The following is a 15,142-nucleotide window of genomic DNA, read 5'->3' as shown; positions in this document are numbered from 1 at the left end:
GCGTAATCGCCGCCGTCAACGTCGTCTTACCATGATCTATATGACCTATCGTCCCTACATTCACATGCGGCTTCCGACGCTCAAACTTCTTCTTGCTCATTGTCAACCCTCCTTGTAAAGCTGCTAGGCCGCAAGCTTGGCTTTGCGGACAATCTCTTCTGCCAGATTAGCTGGAACTTTCTCATAATGAGAAAATTGCATAGTAAAATTGGCCCGGCCCTGGGTCTTTGAGCGAAGATCTGTAGCATAGCCAAACATCTCTGCCAAGGGCACCAAGGCCTTAATCACTCGAACCCCAGGGCGTTGCTCCATACCCTGGACCTTGCCCCGACGGCCACTAATGTCTCCCAGGACGTCACCGACAAACTCCTCTGGAGTTACTACCTCGAGCTGCATAATAGGCTCAAGGATAACCGGTTTGGCCTTTTGGGCCGCTTCCTTAAAGGCCATTGAACCAGCAATAGCAAAGGCCATCTCCGAAGAATCCACCTCATGATAGCTTCCATCAATCAGAGTGATTTTGACATCGACTACCGGATAGCCAGCAATCACTCCGTGTTCCATGGCCTCTTTGATCCCTTTCTCCACAGCCGGGATGTACTCTTTGGGAATGGCTCCTCCGACAATTGCGTTTACGAACTCAAAACCCTTGCCGGGATTAGGTTCAATAGTGATCTTCACATGACCATACTGCCCTCGACCACCGGTCTGTTTGATGTATTTACCCTCAGCCTCAGCAGAAGCGGAAATGGTCTCCCGGTAGGCCACCTCCGGACGCCCCACATTGGCCTGAACCTTAAACTCTCGGGTCAGGCGGTCAACGATGATCTCCAGATGGAGCTCGCCCATGCCAGAAATAAGGGTCTGGCCAGTTTCGTGATCCGTGCGAACCTGGAAGGATGGATCCTCTAAGGCAATTTTCTGAAGGGCTACAGCCAGCTTCTCCTGATCGGCCTTGGTCTTGGGTTCGATAGCAATAGCGATAACCGGCTCGGGAATATCTAGGGATTCAAGCTCAATAGGATGAACTTCATCACAGAGGGTGTCCCCTGTGGTCGTATTCCTTAGACCAAGGGCGGCAACAATCTCCCCGGCCTCGGCCTCTTTGATCTCCTCTCGTTTATTAGCATGCATCTTGACCAACCGGCCAATCCGCTCTCGTTTCCCCTTAGTGGCGTTATAGACCGTCTCCCCTGTGGCCAAACGTCCAGAATAGACGCGCAGGAAAGTGAGGGTCCCCACATAGGGATCAGTCATAATCTTAAAGGCCAAGGCAGCAAGGGGAGCTTCTGGGTCAGCTGGACGTTCCTCTACCTCGCCGGTCTTGGGATTAAGCCCTTTTATAGGAGGAATATCCAAGGGGCTGGGAAGGTAGTCAATTACTGCATCAAGAAGGGGCTGAATCCCCTTGTTTTTAAAGGCCGAACCACAAAGAACCGGCACCGCTTCAAGATTTACAGTGGCCCGTCGAACAACGACCTTGATCTCCTCTTTGGAGATCTCTTCCCCTTCGATGTACTTCTCCATTATGGAATCATCAAGGTCGGCCAGGGCCTCAATGAGTTTGGTCCGAGCCTCTTCGTACTCCTCACGAAGAGAGTCGGGAACCTCTTCAAAGTGGTACTTGGCCCCTAAAGTTGACTCGTCCCAAACCACAGCCCGTTCCTCGATAAGGTCGATCACCCCCCGGAAGGAATCCTCAGCCCCATAGGGAATCTGAAGAGGAAGAGGATTAGCAGCCAATCTGGTACGCATCTGCTCCACACAACGGAAAAAGTCCGCCCCTACCCGGTCCATCTTATTGATAAAAGCTATCCGGGGGACACCATACTTGTCCGCCTGACGCCAGACGGTCTCACTCTGAGGTTCAACCCCGCCGACAGCACAGAAGACGGCGATCACCCCATCGAGGACTCGCAGAGAGCGCTCCACCTCGATGGTAAAGTCCACATGGCCAGGGGTATCGATGATATTAATTTGATGCCCTTTCCAGAAGCAGGTTGTAGCTGCCGCCGTAATGGTAATCCCCCGCTCCTGTTCCTGTTCCATAAAGTCCATGGTGGCTGTACCTTCATGGACTTCTCCTATCTTGTGGGAGCGGCCAGTATAATAGAGGATTCGCTCCGTGGTAGTCGTCTTGCCAGCATCAATATGGGCCGCGATCCCGATGTTTCTAAGTTTTTTAATTCTGTCTCGATATGCCTTTCCTGCCATGATCTAACCAATCCCTCCAAACCAGTTTAAAAACAAAAAATCCCCTTTGTTAGCCAAAGAGGACCAAGATGCCTCTTTTTTAAAAATCCGCTACCAGCGGTAGTGAGCAAAGGCCCGATTGGCCTCTGCCATCCGGTGAGTATCTTCCCTCTTTTTTATAGCTGCCCCACGATTGTTGTAGGCATCAAGAATTTCAGCGGCCAGCCTCTCGACCATGGTCTTCTCCCCACGGTTGCGGGCCGCAGCCAGAATCCAGCGGATGGCTAGAGCCCGCTGACGATCCGGCCGAACTTCTACCGGCACCTGGTAAGTAGCTCCCCCCACCCGCCGGGAACGAACTTCAAGGAGAGGCTTAACATTCTCTATGGCCTTCTCAAAAACCCTGTAGGGATCCTCCCCCTTAAGCCTCTCACCAACCCGCTCTAAGGCCTCATAGAAAATCCGTCTGGCAACGGACTTTTTTCCATCCCACATAAGATAGTTGATAAATTTGGCCGCCAGAACACTGCCATACTTAGGATCTGGCGGAACCTCTCTTTTGGGAACAGGTCCTTTCCTTGGCATAACCTCACCCGCTTACTTAGGTCTTTTAGCTCCGTACTTAGAACGCGATTTACGACGATCAGCAACCCCGGCCGCATCAAGAGTGCCCCGAATTATCTTGTAACGCACACCGGGAAGATCCTTAACACGGCCCCCTTTAACCAAGACCACCGAGTGTTCTTGTAGATTGTGGCCCACCCCTGGTATGTAAGCCGTAACCTCAATCCCATTGGTAAGCCGAACACGAGCCACTTTCCGCAGGGCCGAATTGGGTTTCTTGGGCGTGGTCGTGTAGACCCGAACACACACCCCACGGCGCTGAGGGCACCCCTGGAGAGCCGGAGTCTTAGGACGACGCTTGATCTTCTCTCTGCCGAAACGGACTAACTGGTTAATTGTCGGCATAACTTCTCCTTCACCCTGTGCCCTTAAGATAGAGGCACGGTTTTATATCTGGTAAGCCAGACTTTGTCAAGGGGACCAAGTGGTCCCCTTGGTCAAGGCCTTCTAGTTTCCGGCAACAGATTGGGCCTCACGTTGCTGATAGAAAACCCGACCAGTGCCGGCAGGGATAAGCCGGCCCATAATAATGTTCTCTTTGAGACCACGCAAGTAGTCGATTTTACCGGCTACCGAGGCATCAGTAAGGACTTTAGTGGTCTCCTGGAAGGAGGCCGCCGAGAGGAAACTCTCTGTAGAGAGAGAGGCCTTGGTTATCCCCAAGACCAAAGGCTCGGCCACCGCCGGACGTCCACCCTGGGCAAGCACTCGCTCATTTTCTTCCTCAAAGCGGTAGCGCTCGACTTGCTCGCCAAGCATAAAGTTAGTATCTCCGACCTCCTTAATCTTCACTTTACGCATCATCTGACGGACGATAACCTCGATATGTTTGTCGTTGATCTTAACCCCTTGGAGTCGATAGACCTCCTGGATCTCGTCAACCAAATAGCGAGCCAACTCCTTGATGCCTTTGACTTTAAGGATGTCGTGAGGATTCAGAGAACCATCCATAAGAGGTTCGCCAGCCCGGACATAATCCCCTTCATGGACAGCAATGTGCTTACCTCGGGGAATGAGATACTCTTTGGGCTCTCCAATCTCCGGAGTGATGATAATCCGCCTTTTCCCCTTTACGTCCTTACCGAAAGAAACCACCCCATCAATCTCACTGATAATAGCATACTCTTTAGGCTTTCTGACCTCAAAGAGCTCGGCCACCCGAGGCAGACCGCCGGTGATATCCTTGGTCTTGGTGGTCTCTCGGGGGATACGGGCAATGACGTCTCCGGCGTGGACATAATCGCCTTCATTTACCGTAATAATCGCCCCTACCGGTAACTGATACCGAGCTTCCCCCTTGCCATCCGGAAGTTTTGCCGTCCGCCCGCTATCGTCCTTAATAGAGATACGCGGCCGATACTCCGACTGTTTGAACTCCACAATGATTTTTGAGGCCTTACCAGTAATGGGATCAACCTTTTCCTGCATGGTCACCCCTTCGATGATGTCCCCAAACTTGACCTTTCCGGAGACCTCAGTGACGATCGGGGTGGTGTATGGATCCCACTCGGCTAAAATCTGGCCAGGTTTTACCTTCTGGCCTTCATCAACCAGGACCTTAGCCCCGTATATTATAGGATATCTCTCCCTCTCACGACCATCTGGGGTAACGATAGCGATTTCACCATTACGGTTCATGGCTACCAAATATCCGGCCACTGAACGCACAGCCTTAAGATTGATAAAACGAACAAGGCCCTCTCCCCGGGCCCGGTGCTCACTCTGCTCTGCCGCCCGGCTAGCAGTACCACCGATGTGGAAGGTCCGCATGGTAAGCTGGGTACCAGGCTCTCCAATGGACTGGGCAGCAATAATACCGATGGCCTCACCTATCTCCACTAAACGCCCCTGAGCTAAATCCCGACCATAACACTTGACACAAACACCACCCTTGGATCGACAGGTAAGTACCGAACGGATCATTACCCTTTCGATCCCAGCCTCTTCGATCTTGCGAACTCCCTCTTCGGTGATCTCCTCATTGGCAGGAATGAGGACCTCACCGGTAACTGGATCGATCACATCCTCAAGGGCCACCCGACCCAGGACCCGGTTACCTACCCGTTCAATGATTTCACCACCTTCAATGAGATGGCCAATTTCAATTCCGTCAATGGTGCCGCAATCCTCTTCTACAATGGTGCAGTCTTGAGCCACATCCACCAGCCGGCGGGTAAGATAACCAGAATTGGCGGTCTTTAAGGCCGTATCCGCCAAACCCTTACGGGCTCCGTGAGTGGAGATAAAGTATTCAAGAACGGTGAGCCCCTCGCGAAAGTTGGAGACAATCGGGGTCTCAATAATCTCGCCGGTGGGCTTGGCCATAAGTCCCCGCATCCCGGCAAGCTGTCGAATCTGATCTTTAGAACCTCGAGCTCCGGAGTCAGCCATCATGAAGATAGGATTAAAGCTCGGGCCTTCAATGGTCTTACCATCCGGACCCCGGAAATAATCCACCGAAAGCTCGTCCATCATCTCCGAGGCTATCTGATCAGTAACCCTGGCCCAGATGTCCACTACCTTATTGTAACGCTCACCATCTGTGATGAGTCCCTCTTCGTACTGGCGCCAGATCTCAGCCACCTCGGCCTGGGCCTTCTCAATAATCTCTTCCTTCCTGACCGGGATGGTCATGTTGTGAACGGCAATAGACATGGCGGCAATAGTCGAATACTTGTAGCCCAGGTCTTTCATCTTATCTGAGAAGATGACCGTCTTTTTAATCCCTGAACGGCGGTAAGCCAGATCTACCAGACGCTGAAGGTCCTTCTTCCGCATAACCTTGTTGACTTCAGAGAAGGGTATCTCCTCAGGAAGGATCTCAGCAAAAAGAACCCTGCCCACCGTAGTCTCAAGCAGTTCTCCATCTAGACGGACCTTAATCCGGGCCTGAAGATCAACAGCCCCGGCATCATAGGCCACCCGGACCTCCTCTAGGCTATTGAAGACTTTTCCCTCCCCGCGAACAAAAGGACGGGCCTGGGTCATATAATAGATACCTAAGACAATGTCCTGGGTCGGATAAACGATAGGGGCTCCATGGGCCGGAGAGAGAACGTTGTTAGTGGAGAGCATCAATACCCGGCACTCTGTCTGGGCCTCCACCGAAAGGGGCACATGGACGGCCATCTGGTCGCCATCAAAGTCTGCGTTGTAGGCCACGCAGACCAAGGGGTGAAGCTGGATGGCCTTGCCTTCAATCAGGATGGGTTCAAAGGCCTGAATGCCTAAACGATGAAGGGTCGGGGCCCGATTAAGCATAATCGGATGCTCTTTGACAATCTCATCCAGGGCATCCCAGACCTCCGGAGCCTCCTTCTCCACCATTTTCTTGGCGCTTTTAATAGTGGTCACATAGCCCCTTTGTTCAAGCCAGTGATAGATAAAGGGTTTAAATAGCTCAAGGGCCATCTTTTTGGGGAGACCACACTGATGGAGACGCAACTCAGGGCCAACAACGATCACCGATCGTCCAGAATAATCCACCCTTTTACCCAAAAGGTTCTGACGAAAACGTCCCTGTTTACCTTTGAGCATATCGGAAAGGGACTTAAGAGGACGCTTATTGGGACCGGTAACCACTCGTCCCCGACGACCATTGTCAAAAAGAGTATCTACCGCCTCCTGAAGCATCCGCTTCTCATTGCGGATGATGATATCGGGAGCATCCAGATCAAGGAGTCTCCGAAGACGATTGTTCCGGTTGATGACCCGCCGGTAGAGATCATTGAGATCACTGGTAGCAAAGCGCCCCCCCTCAAGGGGCACCAAAGGACGCAAATCCGGAGGAATGACCGGGATGACATCAAGGATCATCCATTCCGGTCGGTTACCACTCTCCTTAAAGGCCTCAACAACCCGAAGGCGCTTGCCAAGCTTCTTGCGTTTGGCCTCACTCTTGGTGGCCTGCATCTCGGCCCGAAGGCTGTCAGCCAGCTCATTAAGATCAATCCGAGCTAGAAGCTTGCGGATGGCCTCTGCTCCCATCCCCACCTCGAAGGTCCCAGGGCCCAATTCATCAAGCTTGCGGTAATACTGATCCTCGGTAAGGATGGTTCCTATCGGGAGAGAAGGTTCAGAGCTTTCTGTCACAACATAGCTTTCAAAATAAAGAACTCTTTCTAGTTCCTTGAGGGTCATGTCTAGAAGGCTTCCCACCTTTGAGGGAATACTTTTCATGAACCAGATGTGGGCCACAGGACTGGCCAACTCGATGTGGCCCATCCTCTCCCGACGGACCTTGCTCTGAATGACCTCAACTCCACACTTCTCACAGATTACGCCCCGGTGCTTCATGCGCTTGTATTTGCCGCAGAGACACTCATAATCCTTCACGGGGCCAAATATCTTGGCGCAGAAAAGACCATCTCTTTCCGGTTTGAAGGTCCGATAATTTATGGTCTCCGGTTTCTTAACCTCTCCATGACTCCATTCCCTGATTTTTTCCGGAGAGGCAATAGCAATCCGGACGGCCCTGATATTCATGGGATCCTTGGGTTTGGTAAAAAAAGTGAAAAGATCTTCCACCCTTATCACCCCTTTTTAGTCTTCTATTAGTTCCACATCGAGGCAAAGGCCCTGGAGTTCCTTAACCAGAACGTTAAAGCTCTCTGGAAGACCTGCCTCGAGGAAGTTATTACCCTTGACAATGCGTTCATACATCCTTGTCCGGCCGGCGACATCGTCGCTTTTGACCGTCAGGAACTCCTGAAGGGCGTAAGCGGCTCCATAGGCCTCCATGGCCCAGACCTCCATCTCTCCCAACCGCTGGCCTCCAAATTGGGCCTTTCCACCCAGGGGCTGTTGGGTAACCAGAGAGTAAGGTCCAGTGGAACGAGCGTGGATTTTATCATCCACCAGATGATGAAGCTTCATTATGTACATGTAACCTACAGTAACCGGCTCCTTATAAGGCTCCCCGGTAAGGCCATCGTAAAGGACTGTCTGCCCTGTTTCCGGAAGCCCAGCCTCTACTAACCAACGGCGAATCTCTTCCTCACTGGCACTGTCAAACACCGGGCAGGCAACCTGAACCCCGGCATCAAAGGCCTTAGCCAACTCCAGGATCTCTTCATCGGTCTTACCCTCAAGAAGGGCCGCTAGTTCTTTAGGAGAAAAAAGTTTAGCCAGTTTTTCCTTTATGGCTGCTACCTGATAACTTTGGGCCAGACGAGCAATCTGTTGTCCAAGACCTTTGGCAGCCCACCCCAAGTGGGTCTCCAGGATCTGGCCAATATTCATCCGGGAAGGGACTCCCAAGGGTGAGAGAATTACCTCCACCGGAGTACCATCGGCCAGATAAGGCATATCTTCCACGGGGACAACCTTTGAAAGCACGCCCTTATTACCGTGACGACCGGCCATCTTATCACCAGGCTGGAGCTTACGCTTCATGGCGATGAAGACTTTGACGGTTTTAATCACTCCTGGCGGAAGCTCATCGCCCTTTTTGACACGATTGATCCGAGCCTCAAACTCCCGGCGGATCTCTTGGACCTTCTGCTCATAACGCTGAAGGATCTCTTCCACAACGGGGTCGGGTCGGCCCTTCTCCGCAGCGGCAAGTTCTTTGATCCTGGCAAAGGAGAGCTTCTCAAGGACCTCAGCTGTGATCACCTCTCCCTTGTTAAGGAGAACCTCCGAGCGAGGCCCCTTAACCGTAAGGGAAGCCGGACGCCCAACCAAAAGACGCTCCAGACGTTTAAGGGTGGAGCGCCGGACGACCTCAAGGTAGTCCTCCTGGTCTTTAAGAAGTCGGGCGATCTCCTGGTCTTCAATACTCTTAGCCCGGGCATCTTTTTCGGTACCTTTTCGGCAGAAGACCTTGGCATCGATGACGATACCCTCAATCCCCGGGGGAACCCGAAGGGAGGTATCTTTGACATCACTGGCCTTCTCCCCGAAGATGGCCCGAAGGAGCTTTTCCTCAGGGGACAGCCGGCTTTCTCCCTTGGGAGTCACCTTGCCCACCAGAATATCGCCGGCCTTAACATAGGCCCCAATCTTTACAATCCCGCTGTCGTCGAGATTCTTTAGGGCCTCCTCCCCTACGTTTGGAATATCTCTGGTGATCTCCTCCTTGCCCAGCTTTGTCTCCCGGGCTACACACTCAAACTCCTCAATATGAACCGAGGTATAGACATCATCCTGGACGAGCTTTTCACTGATGATAATGGAGTCCTCAAAGTTGTATCCTCGCCAAGGCATGAAGGCCACCAAGACGTTGCGACCCAGAGCCAGCTCTCCACCTTCGGTTGCCGGGCCATCGGCCAGTACCTGACCCTTTCTAACCCTCTGGCCCTTTTTCACCAAGGGCTTCTGGTTGAAGGTGGTATTCTGGTTAGACTTGCGGTACTTGACCAGCTTGTAGATCTCTACCTCAGGGGGTTCGTCTTCATCTTCCCCTTCATAACGGACAACGATCCTGGTGGCATCAACATCTTCCACCACCCCATCCCTTTTAGCCAAAATGACATTTCCAGAATCCCGGGCCACAATGGCCTCCATCCCTGTGCCCACCAACGGGGCCTCGGTCTTGATCAGGGGGACGGCCTGACGTTGCATGTTCGATCCCATAAGGGCCCGGTTAGCATCGTCATGTTCCAAGAAGGGAATAAGGCTAGAGGAGACACTGACCACCTGGGTAGGAGTTAGGTCAACAAAGCGGACATCCTCGGCCCGGGCCATGATAAACTCTCCCGCTTTTCTAGCCGGGACAAGATCCTGGGCAATACGCCCGTTTTCGTCAATCTTAATGGTCGCCTGGGCGATGACATGATCCGCCTCCTCTAGGGCACTCAAATAGCGGATCTTCTCTGTCACCCGACCATCGACCACCTCTCGGTAGGGAGTCTCAATGAAACCATACCGATTTACCCGGGCATAAGTAGCCAGGGAGACTATCAAACCAATATTGGGGCCTTCTGGAGTCTCAATGGGACAGATCCGGCCATAGTGGGTAGGGTGGACATCTCGGACCTCAAAACCAGCCCGTTCCCGAGAAAGACCCCCAGGCCCCAAGGCCGAAAGACGTCTTTTATGGGTCATTTCAGAGAGCGGATTGGTTTGATCCATAAATTGAGAAAGCTGACTCGAGGCAAAGAATTCCCTCACTGCGGAAGAAACCGGCTTGGGATTGATGAGATCATTAGGCATCAAGGTCTCAACTTCTTGAAGAGTCATCCGCTCTTTGATGGCCCGCTCCATCCGCACCAAGCCGATCCTATACTGGTTCTCCACTAGCTCACCCACTGAGCGAACCCGCCGGTTTCCCAGGTGATCAATATCATCTACCGGCCCTTGGGTGTCTTTGAGCCAAATAAGGTGCTTGACTGCGGCCAGGATATCCTCCTTGGTGAGGACCCGAACATTGAGGGGAATATCAAGCCCCAATTTGTGGTTGATCTTATAGCGGCCCACCTCAGAAAGGTCGTAGGTCTCAGGGGCAAAGAAAAGACTGTGGAAAAACGTCTTAGCAACCTCCAAGGTTGGAGGGCTAGAGGGGCGAAGACGCTTGTAGATCTCAAGAAAGGCCTCTTCTTGGGTTTTTGCCTTATCCAGCAAAAGAGTGTTACGAATCGACGGGCTTACCTTGATCCCATCAATAAAAAGACAGTCAACCTCTGTAATCCCTTTCTCTCTTAAGAGATCCAAGGTTTCTTTCTTGATTACCTCGTTGGCCCCAAGGACAACCTCCCCGGTCTGGGGATCAACCACGTCGCGGGCGACAACTTTGCCCAAAATCTCCACCTCATCTACAGGAATAACCTCCAGACCGGCCTCCAGAATCTTTCTTAAGGCCGGTCTTGTTACCTTGCGCCCCTTTTTGACTAAAACCTCGCCGGTTTCTGGATGAAGGATCTCCAGACTCACTTTCTGCCCCATGAGGACTTCAGGCGAGACCTTCTTAAAAACCTTGGTGGTTTTAATGATGTAGGTCTCAGCCTGATAAAAATAGGAAAGAATATCCTCCGTAGTGAGCCCTAGAGCCTTAAGAAGGGTGGTCACCGGGAACTTCCGCCGACGATCAATGCGAACGTAAAGATTCTCTTTGGTATCAAACTCAAAATCCAGCCAAGAGCCCCGGACCGGAATGATTCGCGAAGAGTAAAGGATCTTGCCTGTAGTGTGGCTCTTGTCTTTGTCGTGATCAAAAAAGATCCCCGGGGACCGCTGAAGTTGATTAACCACCACCCGCTCGGTCCCGTTGACAATAAATGTCCAATGGGGAGTCATCAGAGGGATGTTGCCAAAGTAGATCTCCTGCTCCTTGATATCACGAATACTTTGGGCCCCAGTCTCCTTGTCTATGTCGTAAGAAAGAAGGCGAACCGTAATCTTCACCGGAGCCTCATAGGTAATCCCCTTCTCCAGACACTCTTCAGGAGTGTATTTGGGCTCACCAATACTGTAACTGACAAACTCCAGAGAAGAAGCGCCGGTGAAGTCCTTAATTGGGAAGACGCTTTTAAAAGCCCCCTGGAGTCCAACCTCGTCGCGAACATCCGGCTCCACTTCCCTTTGGAGAAAGCGGGCATAAGACTCCCTCTGAAGGGCAATAAGATAAGGGACATCAACTATTTTTTCTACTGTGCCGAAATTTTTACGAACTCTGGCCACCATAATTCTCTTGTATGCCCCCCTTTTTGGGTTTTGACCTGGTTTAGCAAAAATAAACGGGGATGACAGGAGAAACCTCCCCTGTCATCCCAGATACCAGCCTGTTTCAGGACAAAATTACTGAATTTCTACGGTGCCACCAACCTCTTCGATCTTCTTCTTGATCTCTTCAGCCTCTTCCTTGGAAACACCGGTCTTGAGAGGCTTCGGAGCACTTTCAACCAGCTCCTTGGCCTCTTTAAGCCCCAGGCCTGTAATAGCCCGGACCTCTTTAATAACCTTGATCTTCTGGCTACCGGCCTCTTTGAGGATGACATCAAACTCCGTCTTCTCCTCGGCCGGAGCCGCAGCTGCCCCTGCCGCCGGGGCTGCCGCTGCCGCTACAGCCACAGGAGCCGCCGCAGAGACCCCAAACTTTTCTTCAAGTTCCTTGATAAACTCCGAAAGCTCAAGAACCGTCATATTGGAGATAAACTCGATCACTTCTTCTTTGGTTACAGCCATCTTTGCTTCCTCCTCATCTAAAATATTTTAGGCAGCCCCGCTCTGGGCCTTCTTTTCTTTGATCGCCTCAAGGGCAAACAAGAACTTCTGAAGTATTCCAGACATGAGCCGGACAAATTTGGCCGGCGGTCCCTGGAGGACCGAAAGCATCTGGGCCAGGAGAACCTCTTTACTCGGCAGGGTGGCCAAGGAGGCTACTTCCTCAGCCGAAATCCCCTTACCCGAAAGAACCCCTCCTCTGACAACAAATTTTTTATTCTCCTTGGCAAACTCAGTGAGGATTTTGGCCACTGCCACCGGATCCTCATAGGCGATAGCCACCGCTGTAGCCCCTTCGATATAGTCATTAAGAGGCTCAACTGGAGTCTCCCGAGAAGCCAAGCGCAGAAGGGTGTTCTTGACCACCTGATAATGAGTATTTTCTTGGCGAAGCTTCCGGCGAAGCTCGGTCATCTGGGCTACCGTAAGGCCTTCTATCCCGGTGACAAAGACCGCCTGGGCCTGAGTAAAACGGTCCCGCAGATCAGCAACAAGTTTTTCTTTTTCCGGTCTTCTAAGCAACTTTTCCCCCCCTTTCCTTTGACATTTTGGATGTCAAAGGCAGAGGTACTCCCGGGCACTGTCTCGGTAGGCTGGAGGCCTCCAATTAAACACCTGGGGTGTACCTACTGTCTTTGACAATGCCACGCCAAGGACCTATTCAGAACGCTGACGTAAAAGATTTGATACGTCGGCCGGATCAACCTTGATCCCAGGCCCCATGGTCGTGGATATAGTAATTCCTTTAATATACTGCCCTTTAGCTGAAGCAGGCTTAAGCCTCAATAAGGTCTCAAAAAGAGCAGCCAGATTCTCCAGTATCTTCTCCGGCCCAAAGGACACACGCCCCACCGGGGCGTGAATGACTCCACCTTTATCTACCCGGAAATCGATCTTTCCTCCCTTGATTTCCTTAACTGCCTTGGCCACATCAAAGGTAACTGTCCCCGTCTTGGCATTAGGCATAAGCCCCCGAGGGCCAAGGATCTTACCAATCCGCCCCACAAGGGGCATCATGTCCGGAGTAGCCACGGCCTTGTCGAATTCCAGCCAACCCTCCTGGATCTTTTTGATGAGATCCTCGGCCCCTACCACATCAGCTCCAGCCTCCTCAGCCTCCTTGGCCTTTTCTCCTTTGGCAAAAACAGCTACCCTGGGAGCCTTCCCCGTACCATGAGGAAGGACAACCGAACCTCGGATCATCTGGTCTGCCTGACGGGGATCAACCCCCAGATTCACAGCCACATCGACACTTTCATCAAACTTGGCATAGGCTGTCTCCAGAGCCAGCTTGACTGCCTCCTCAAAGGAGTACTTTTTGGTCCGATCAACCTTGGCTTTGGCCTCTATATACTTTTTCCCCTTGCTTGCCATATCCTTTACCCCTAGTCGACAATCTCTATTCCCATACTTTTAGCCGTGCCCTCAATAGTTCGAACCGCAGCCTCAAGATCCTTGACATCAAGGTCCGGCATCTTCAGACGGGCAATCTCCTCAACCTGCTGGCGCTTCACCCGACCGACAATCTCCCGTTTTGGAGTATGGGCCCCTTTTTCAATGCCGGCTGCCTTAAGAAGAAGGACAGAAGCCGGGGGAGTCTTAGTGATAAAGGTAAACGAACGATCGGCATAAATAGTGATTACCACAGGAATAATCATCCCTTCTTGGCCCTTAGTCTTGGCGTTAAAGGCCTTACAGAACTCCATGATATTTACGCCGTGCTGACCAAGGGCCGGCCCCACCGGCGGAGAAGGTGAAGCCTGTCCGGCAGGGATTTGAAGCTTGACTGTAGCAATTACCTTTTTGGCCATTGTTGCACCCCTATCGACTCTCGTTATGTTCTATGGCCCGAAGTGGCAAAGCAGGGGGGAAGAAAGGCCCTAGATCTTGGTGACATGGGAGAACTCAAGTTCCACCGGAGTCTCCCGTCCGAAGATGCTTACCAAGACCCGAACCTTTCCTTTCTCTGGTTTGACCTCATCTACCACTCCGTGGAAGTTGGCAAAAGGACCCTCAATGACCCGAACCCGATCACCAGGTTCAAACTCATATTTGGGACGGGGCTTGACGGCCCCTTCCCGAACCCGGTCAATAATCTTCTGGGCCTCTTCCTCGGGAAGTGGTATGGGCTTCTGCCCCCCCACAAACCCTGTCACTTTGGGCGTGTTCCTTACTAAATGCCAGGTTTCATCGTTCAGTTCCATCTTTACTAGAATGTAGCCAGGATAAAAACGGCGAGACGTGGTCCGCTTCTCTCCCTTGACAATCTCTATAACCTTTTCAGTAGGAACCAGAATCTCGGAGAAAAATTCCTCCTTGCCAAATTGCTTGATCCGTTCCTCCAAGGCCTTCTTGACCTTTTCCTCGAAGCCAGAATACGTATGAACAATATACCAACGATGTGCCATTTGCGCTTCAACCTTAATATTCAACCCTTAATAGATAAGAAACTGAACCAACTTAGAAAGAAGAGTATCTATCAATCCCAAATAAACGGAAACAAACAAAGTAAAACTAATTACAGCCACTGTAGTCTGGGTAGTCTCTTTCCGAGAAGGCCAAGTTATACGTCTAAATTCGATTTTAACCTCTTTTAAAAACTGACCTGCTCGCTCAAGAAATTGGGTCTTCTCGGTCCTTTTTAAGGGTAGGACCTTTTCCGGGGCCTCCTTGGGAGCCTTTTTAGACTTGGTCTTGGGTGTAACCTTCTTTTTGGCCTTCTTTACCCGGGCCACTTTGCCTCCTCTCCTCAAAAAGCACAAAAATGGCAGGCCAGGAGGGATTTGAACCCCCAACCCCCGGATTTGGAGTCCGGTGCTCTGCCGTTAGAGCTACTGGCCTGCAGAACTACCTCTTAAGCCTTTGTCTCCTTATGGATAGTGTGACGGCGATCAAAAGGACAGTATTTGCGCAACTGAAGCTTATCCGGCGTGTTACGCTTATTCTTTGTAGTGATATAATTCCGGCGCTTACACTCAGTACACTGAAGAAAGATATTAATTCTAGCCTCCCCCTTCTTGGCCATACCTAAACCCCTTACTCAATAACCTTGGTGACCACACCAGCTCCTACCGTCCGACCACCTTCCCGAATCGCAAACCGCAAACCCTCCTCCATCGCCACAGGCTTGATCAACTGAACCTCTAACTCCACATTGTCACCA

The 15,142-nt window shown here is 51.7% G+C and carries 14 protein-coding genes and 1 tRNA gene; all 15 read right to left on the bottom strand.

Translation table 11 applies throughout. The features are described from left to right. Positions 1 to 100 (bottom strand): GTP-binding protein (locus ACXJJX_RS09080; RefSeq protein ID WP_456434276.1); only part of this gene is annotated, 100 nt, incomplete at its 3' end. A 23-nt stretch (positions 101 to 123) separates the two neighbouring features. Next, positions 124 to 2,214, bottom strand: coding sequence for an elongation factor G (gene fusA, locus ACXJJX_RS09075; protein WP_456434275.1), 2,091 nt, complete (start codon positions 2,212 to 2,214; stop codon positions 124 to 126). 90 nt (positions 2,215 to 2,304) lie between these two features. Further along, positions 2,305 to 2,778 carry a 30S ribosomal protein S7 gene (gene rpsG, locus ACXJJX_RS09070; RefSeq protein ID WP_456434274.1) on the bottom strand — a complete coding sequence of 158 codons (474 nt, stop codon included), beginning with the start codon at positions 2,776 to 2,778 and terminating at the stop codon, positions 2,305 to 2,307. A 12-nt stretch (positions 2,779 to 2,790) separates the two neighbouring features. Then, a complete protein-coding gene (gene rpsL, locus ACXJJX_RS09065) occupies positions 2,791 to 3,162 on the bottom strand; it encodes a 30S ribosomal protein S12 (protein ID WP_456434273.1) in 372 nt (123 codons plus the stop codon). Between the two features lie 102 nt (positions 3,163 to 3,264). After that, on the bottom strand, positions 3,265 to 7,344 hold the full coding sequence (gene rpoC / locus ACXJJX_RS09060) for a DNA-directed RNA polymerase subunit beta' (protein ID WP_456434272.1): 4,080 nt from the start codon (positions 7,342 to 7,344) through the stop codon (positions 3,265 to 3,267). A gap of 15 nt (positions 7,345 to 7,359) precedes the next feature. After that, a complete protein-coding gene (rpoB, locus tag ACXJJX_RS09055) occupies positions 7,360 to 11,439 on the bottom strand; it encodes a DNA-directed RNA polymerase subunit beta (protein ID WP_456434271.1) in 4,080 nt (1,359 codons plus the stop codon). Between the two features lie 114 nt (positions 11,440 to 11,553). Beyond that, on the bottom strand, positions 11,554 to 11,940 hold the full coding sequence (gene rplL, locus ACXJJX_RS09050) for a 50S ribosomal protein L7/L12 (protein WP_456434270.1): 387 nt from the start codon (positions 11,938 to 11,940) through the stop codon (positions 11,554 to 11,556). A 27-nt stretch (positions 11,941 to 11,967) separates the two neighbouring features. Further along, entirely contained in the window at positions 11,968 to 12,501 is a 534-nt protein-coding gene (rplJ, locus tag ACXJJX_RS09045) for a 50S ribosomal protein L10 (protein WP_456434269.1), read from the bottom strand. A gap of 135 nt (positions 12,502 to 12,636) precedes the next feature. Next, positions 12,637 to 13,353 carry a 50S ribosomal protein L1 gene (gene rplA / locus ACXJJX_RS09040; RefSeq protein WP_456434268.1) on the bottom strand — a complete coding sequence of 239 codons (717 nt, stop codon included), beginning with the start codon at positions 13,351 to 13,353 and terminating at the stop codon, positions 12,637 to 12,639. An 11-nt stretch (positions 13,354 to 13,364) separates the two neighbouring features. Beyond that, a complete protein-coding gene (rplK, locus tag ACXJJX_RS09035) occupies positions 13,365 to 13,790 on the bottom strand; it encodes a 50S ribosomal protein L11 (protein WP_456434267.1) in 426 nt (141 codons plus the stop codon). Between the two features lie 69 nt (positions 13,791 to 13,859). Further along, on the bottom strand, positions 13,860 to 14,387 hold the full coding sequence (gene nusG, locus ACXJJX_RS09030; protein ID WP_456434266.1) for a transcription termination/antitermination protein NusG: 528 nt from the start codon (positions 14,385 to 14,387) through the stop codon (positions 13,860 to 13,862). Between the two features lie 27 nt (positions 14,388 to 14,414). Beyond that, positions 14,415 to 14,714, bottom strand: coding sequence for a preprotein translocase subunit SecE (secE, locus tag ACXJJX_RS09025; RefSeq protein WP_456434265.1), 300 nt, complete (start codon positions 14,712 to 14,714; stop codon positions 14,415 to 14,417). A gap of 30 nt (positions 14,715 to 14,744) precedes the next feature. Next, a tRNA-Trp gene (locus tag ACXJJX_RS09020) sits at positions 14,745 to 14,820 on the bottom strand. 13 nt (positions 14,821 to 14,833) lie between these two features. Continuing rightward, entirely contained in the window at positions 14,834 to 15,004 is a 171-nt protein-coding gene (gene rpmG, locus ACXJJX_RS09015) for a 50S ribosomal protein L33 (RefSeq protein ID WP_456434264.1), read from the bottom strand. 11 nt (positions 15,005 to 15,015) lie between these two features. Then, on the bottom strand, positions 15,016 to 15,142 hold a 127-nt coding region (locus tag ACXJJX_RS09010; RefSeq protein ID WP_456434262.1), incomplete at its 5' end, for an EF-Tu C-terminal domain-related protein.

This window comes from Thermosulfuriphilus sp., assembly GCF_054026695.1.
Note: the sequence above shows the minus strand (reverse complement) of the source record. Positions and strands in the feature narration are given on the sequence as shown.

What these genes read in the sequence shown, in the direction of transcription:
- fusA (WP_456434275.1), bottom strand. Translation starts at nt 2,214, where the DNA reads ATGGCAGGAAAGGCATATCGAGACAGAATTAAAAAACTTAGAAACATC.
- rpsG (WP_456434274.1), bottom strand. Translation starts at nt 2,778, where the DNA reads ATGCCAAGGAAAGGACCTGTTCCCAAAAGAGAGGTTCCGCCAGATCCT.
- rpsL (WP_456434273.1), bottom strand. Translation starts at nt 3,162, where the DNA reads ATGCCGACAATTAACCAGTTAGTCCGTTTCGGCAGAGAGAAGATCAAG.
- rpoB (WP_456434271.1), bottom strand. Translation starts at nt 11,439, where the DNA reads ATGGTGGCCAGAGTTCGTAAAAATTTCGGCACAGTAGAAAAAATAGTT.
- rplL (WP_456434270.1), bottom strand. Translation starts at nt 11,940, where the DNA reads ATGGCTGTAACCAAAGAAGAAGTGATCGAGTTTATCTCCAATATGACG.
- rplA (WP_456434268.1), bottom strand. Translation starts at nt 13,353, where the DNA reads ATGGCAAGCAAGGGGAAAAAGTATATAGAGGCCAAAGCCAAGGTTGAT.
- rplK (WP_456434267.1), bottom strand. Translation starts at nt 13,790, where the DNA reads ATGGCCAAAAAGGTAATTGCTACAGTCAAGCTTCAAATCCCTGCCGGA.
- nusG (WP_456434266.1), bottom strand. Translation starts at nt 14,387, where the DNA reads ATGGCACATCGTTGGTATATTGTTCATACGTATTCTGGCTTCGAGGAA.
- rpmG (WP_456434264.1), bottom strand. Translation starts at nt 15,004, where the DNA reads ATGGCCAAGAAGGGGGAGGCTAGAATTAATATCTTTCTTCAGTGTACT.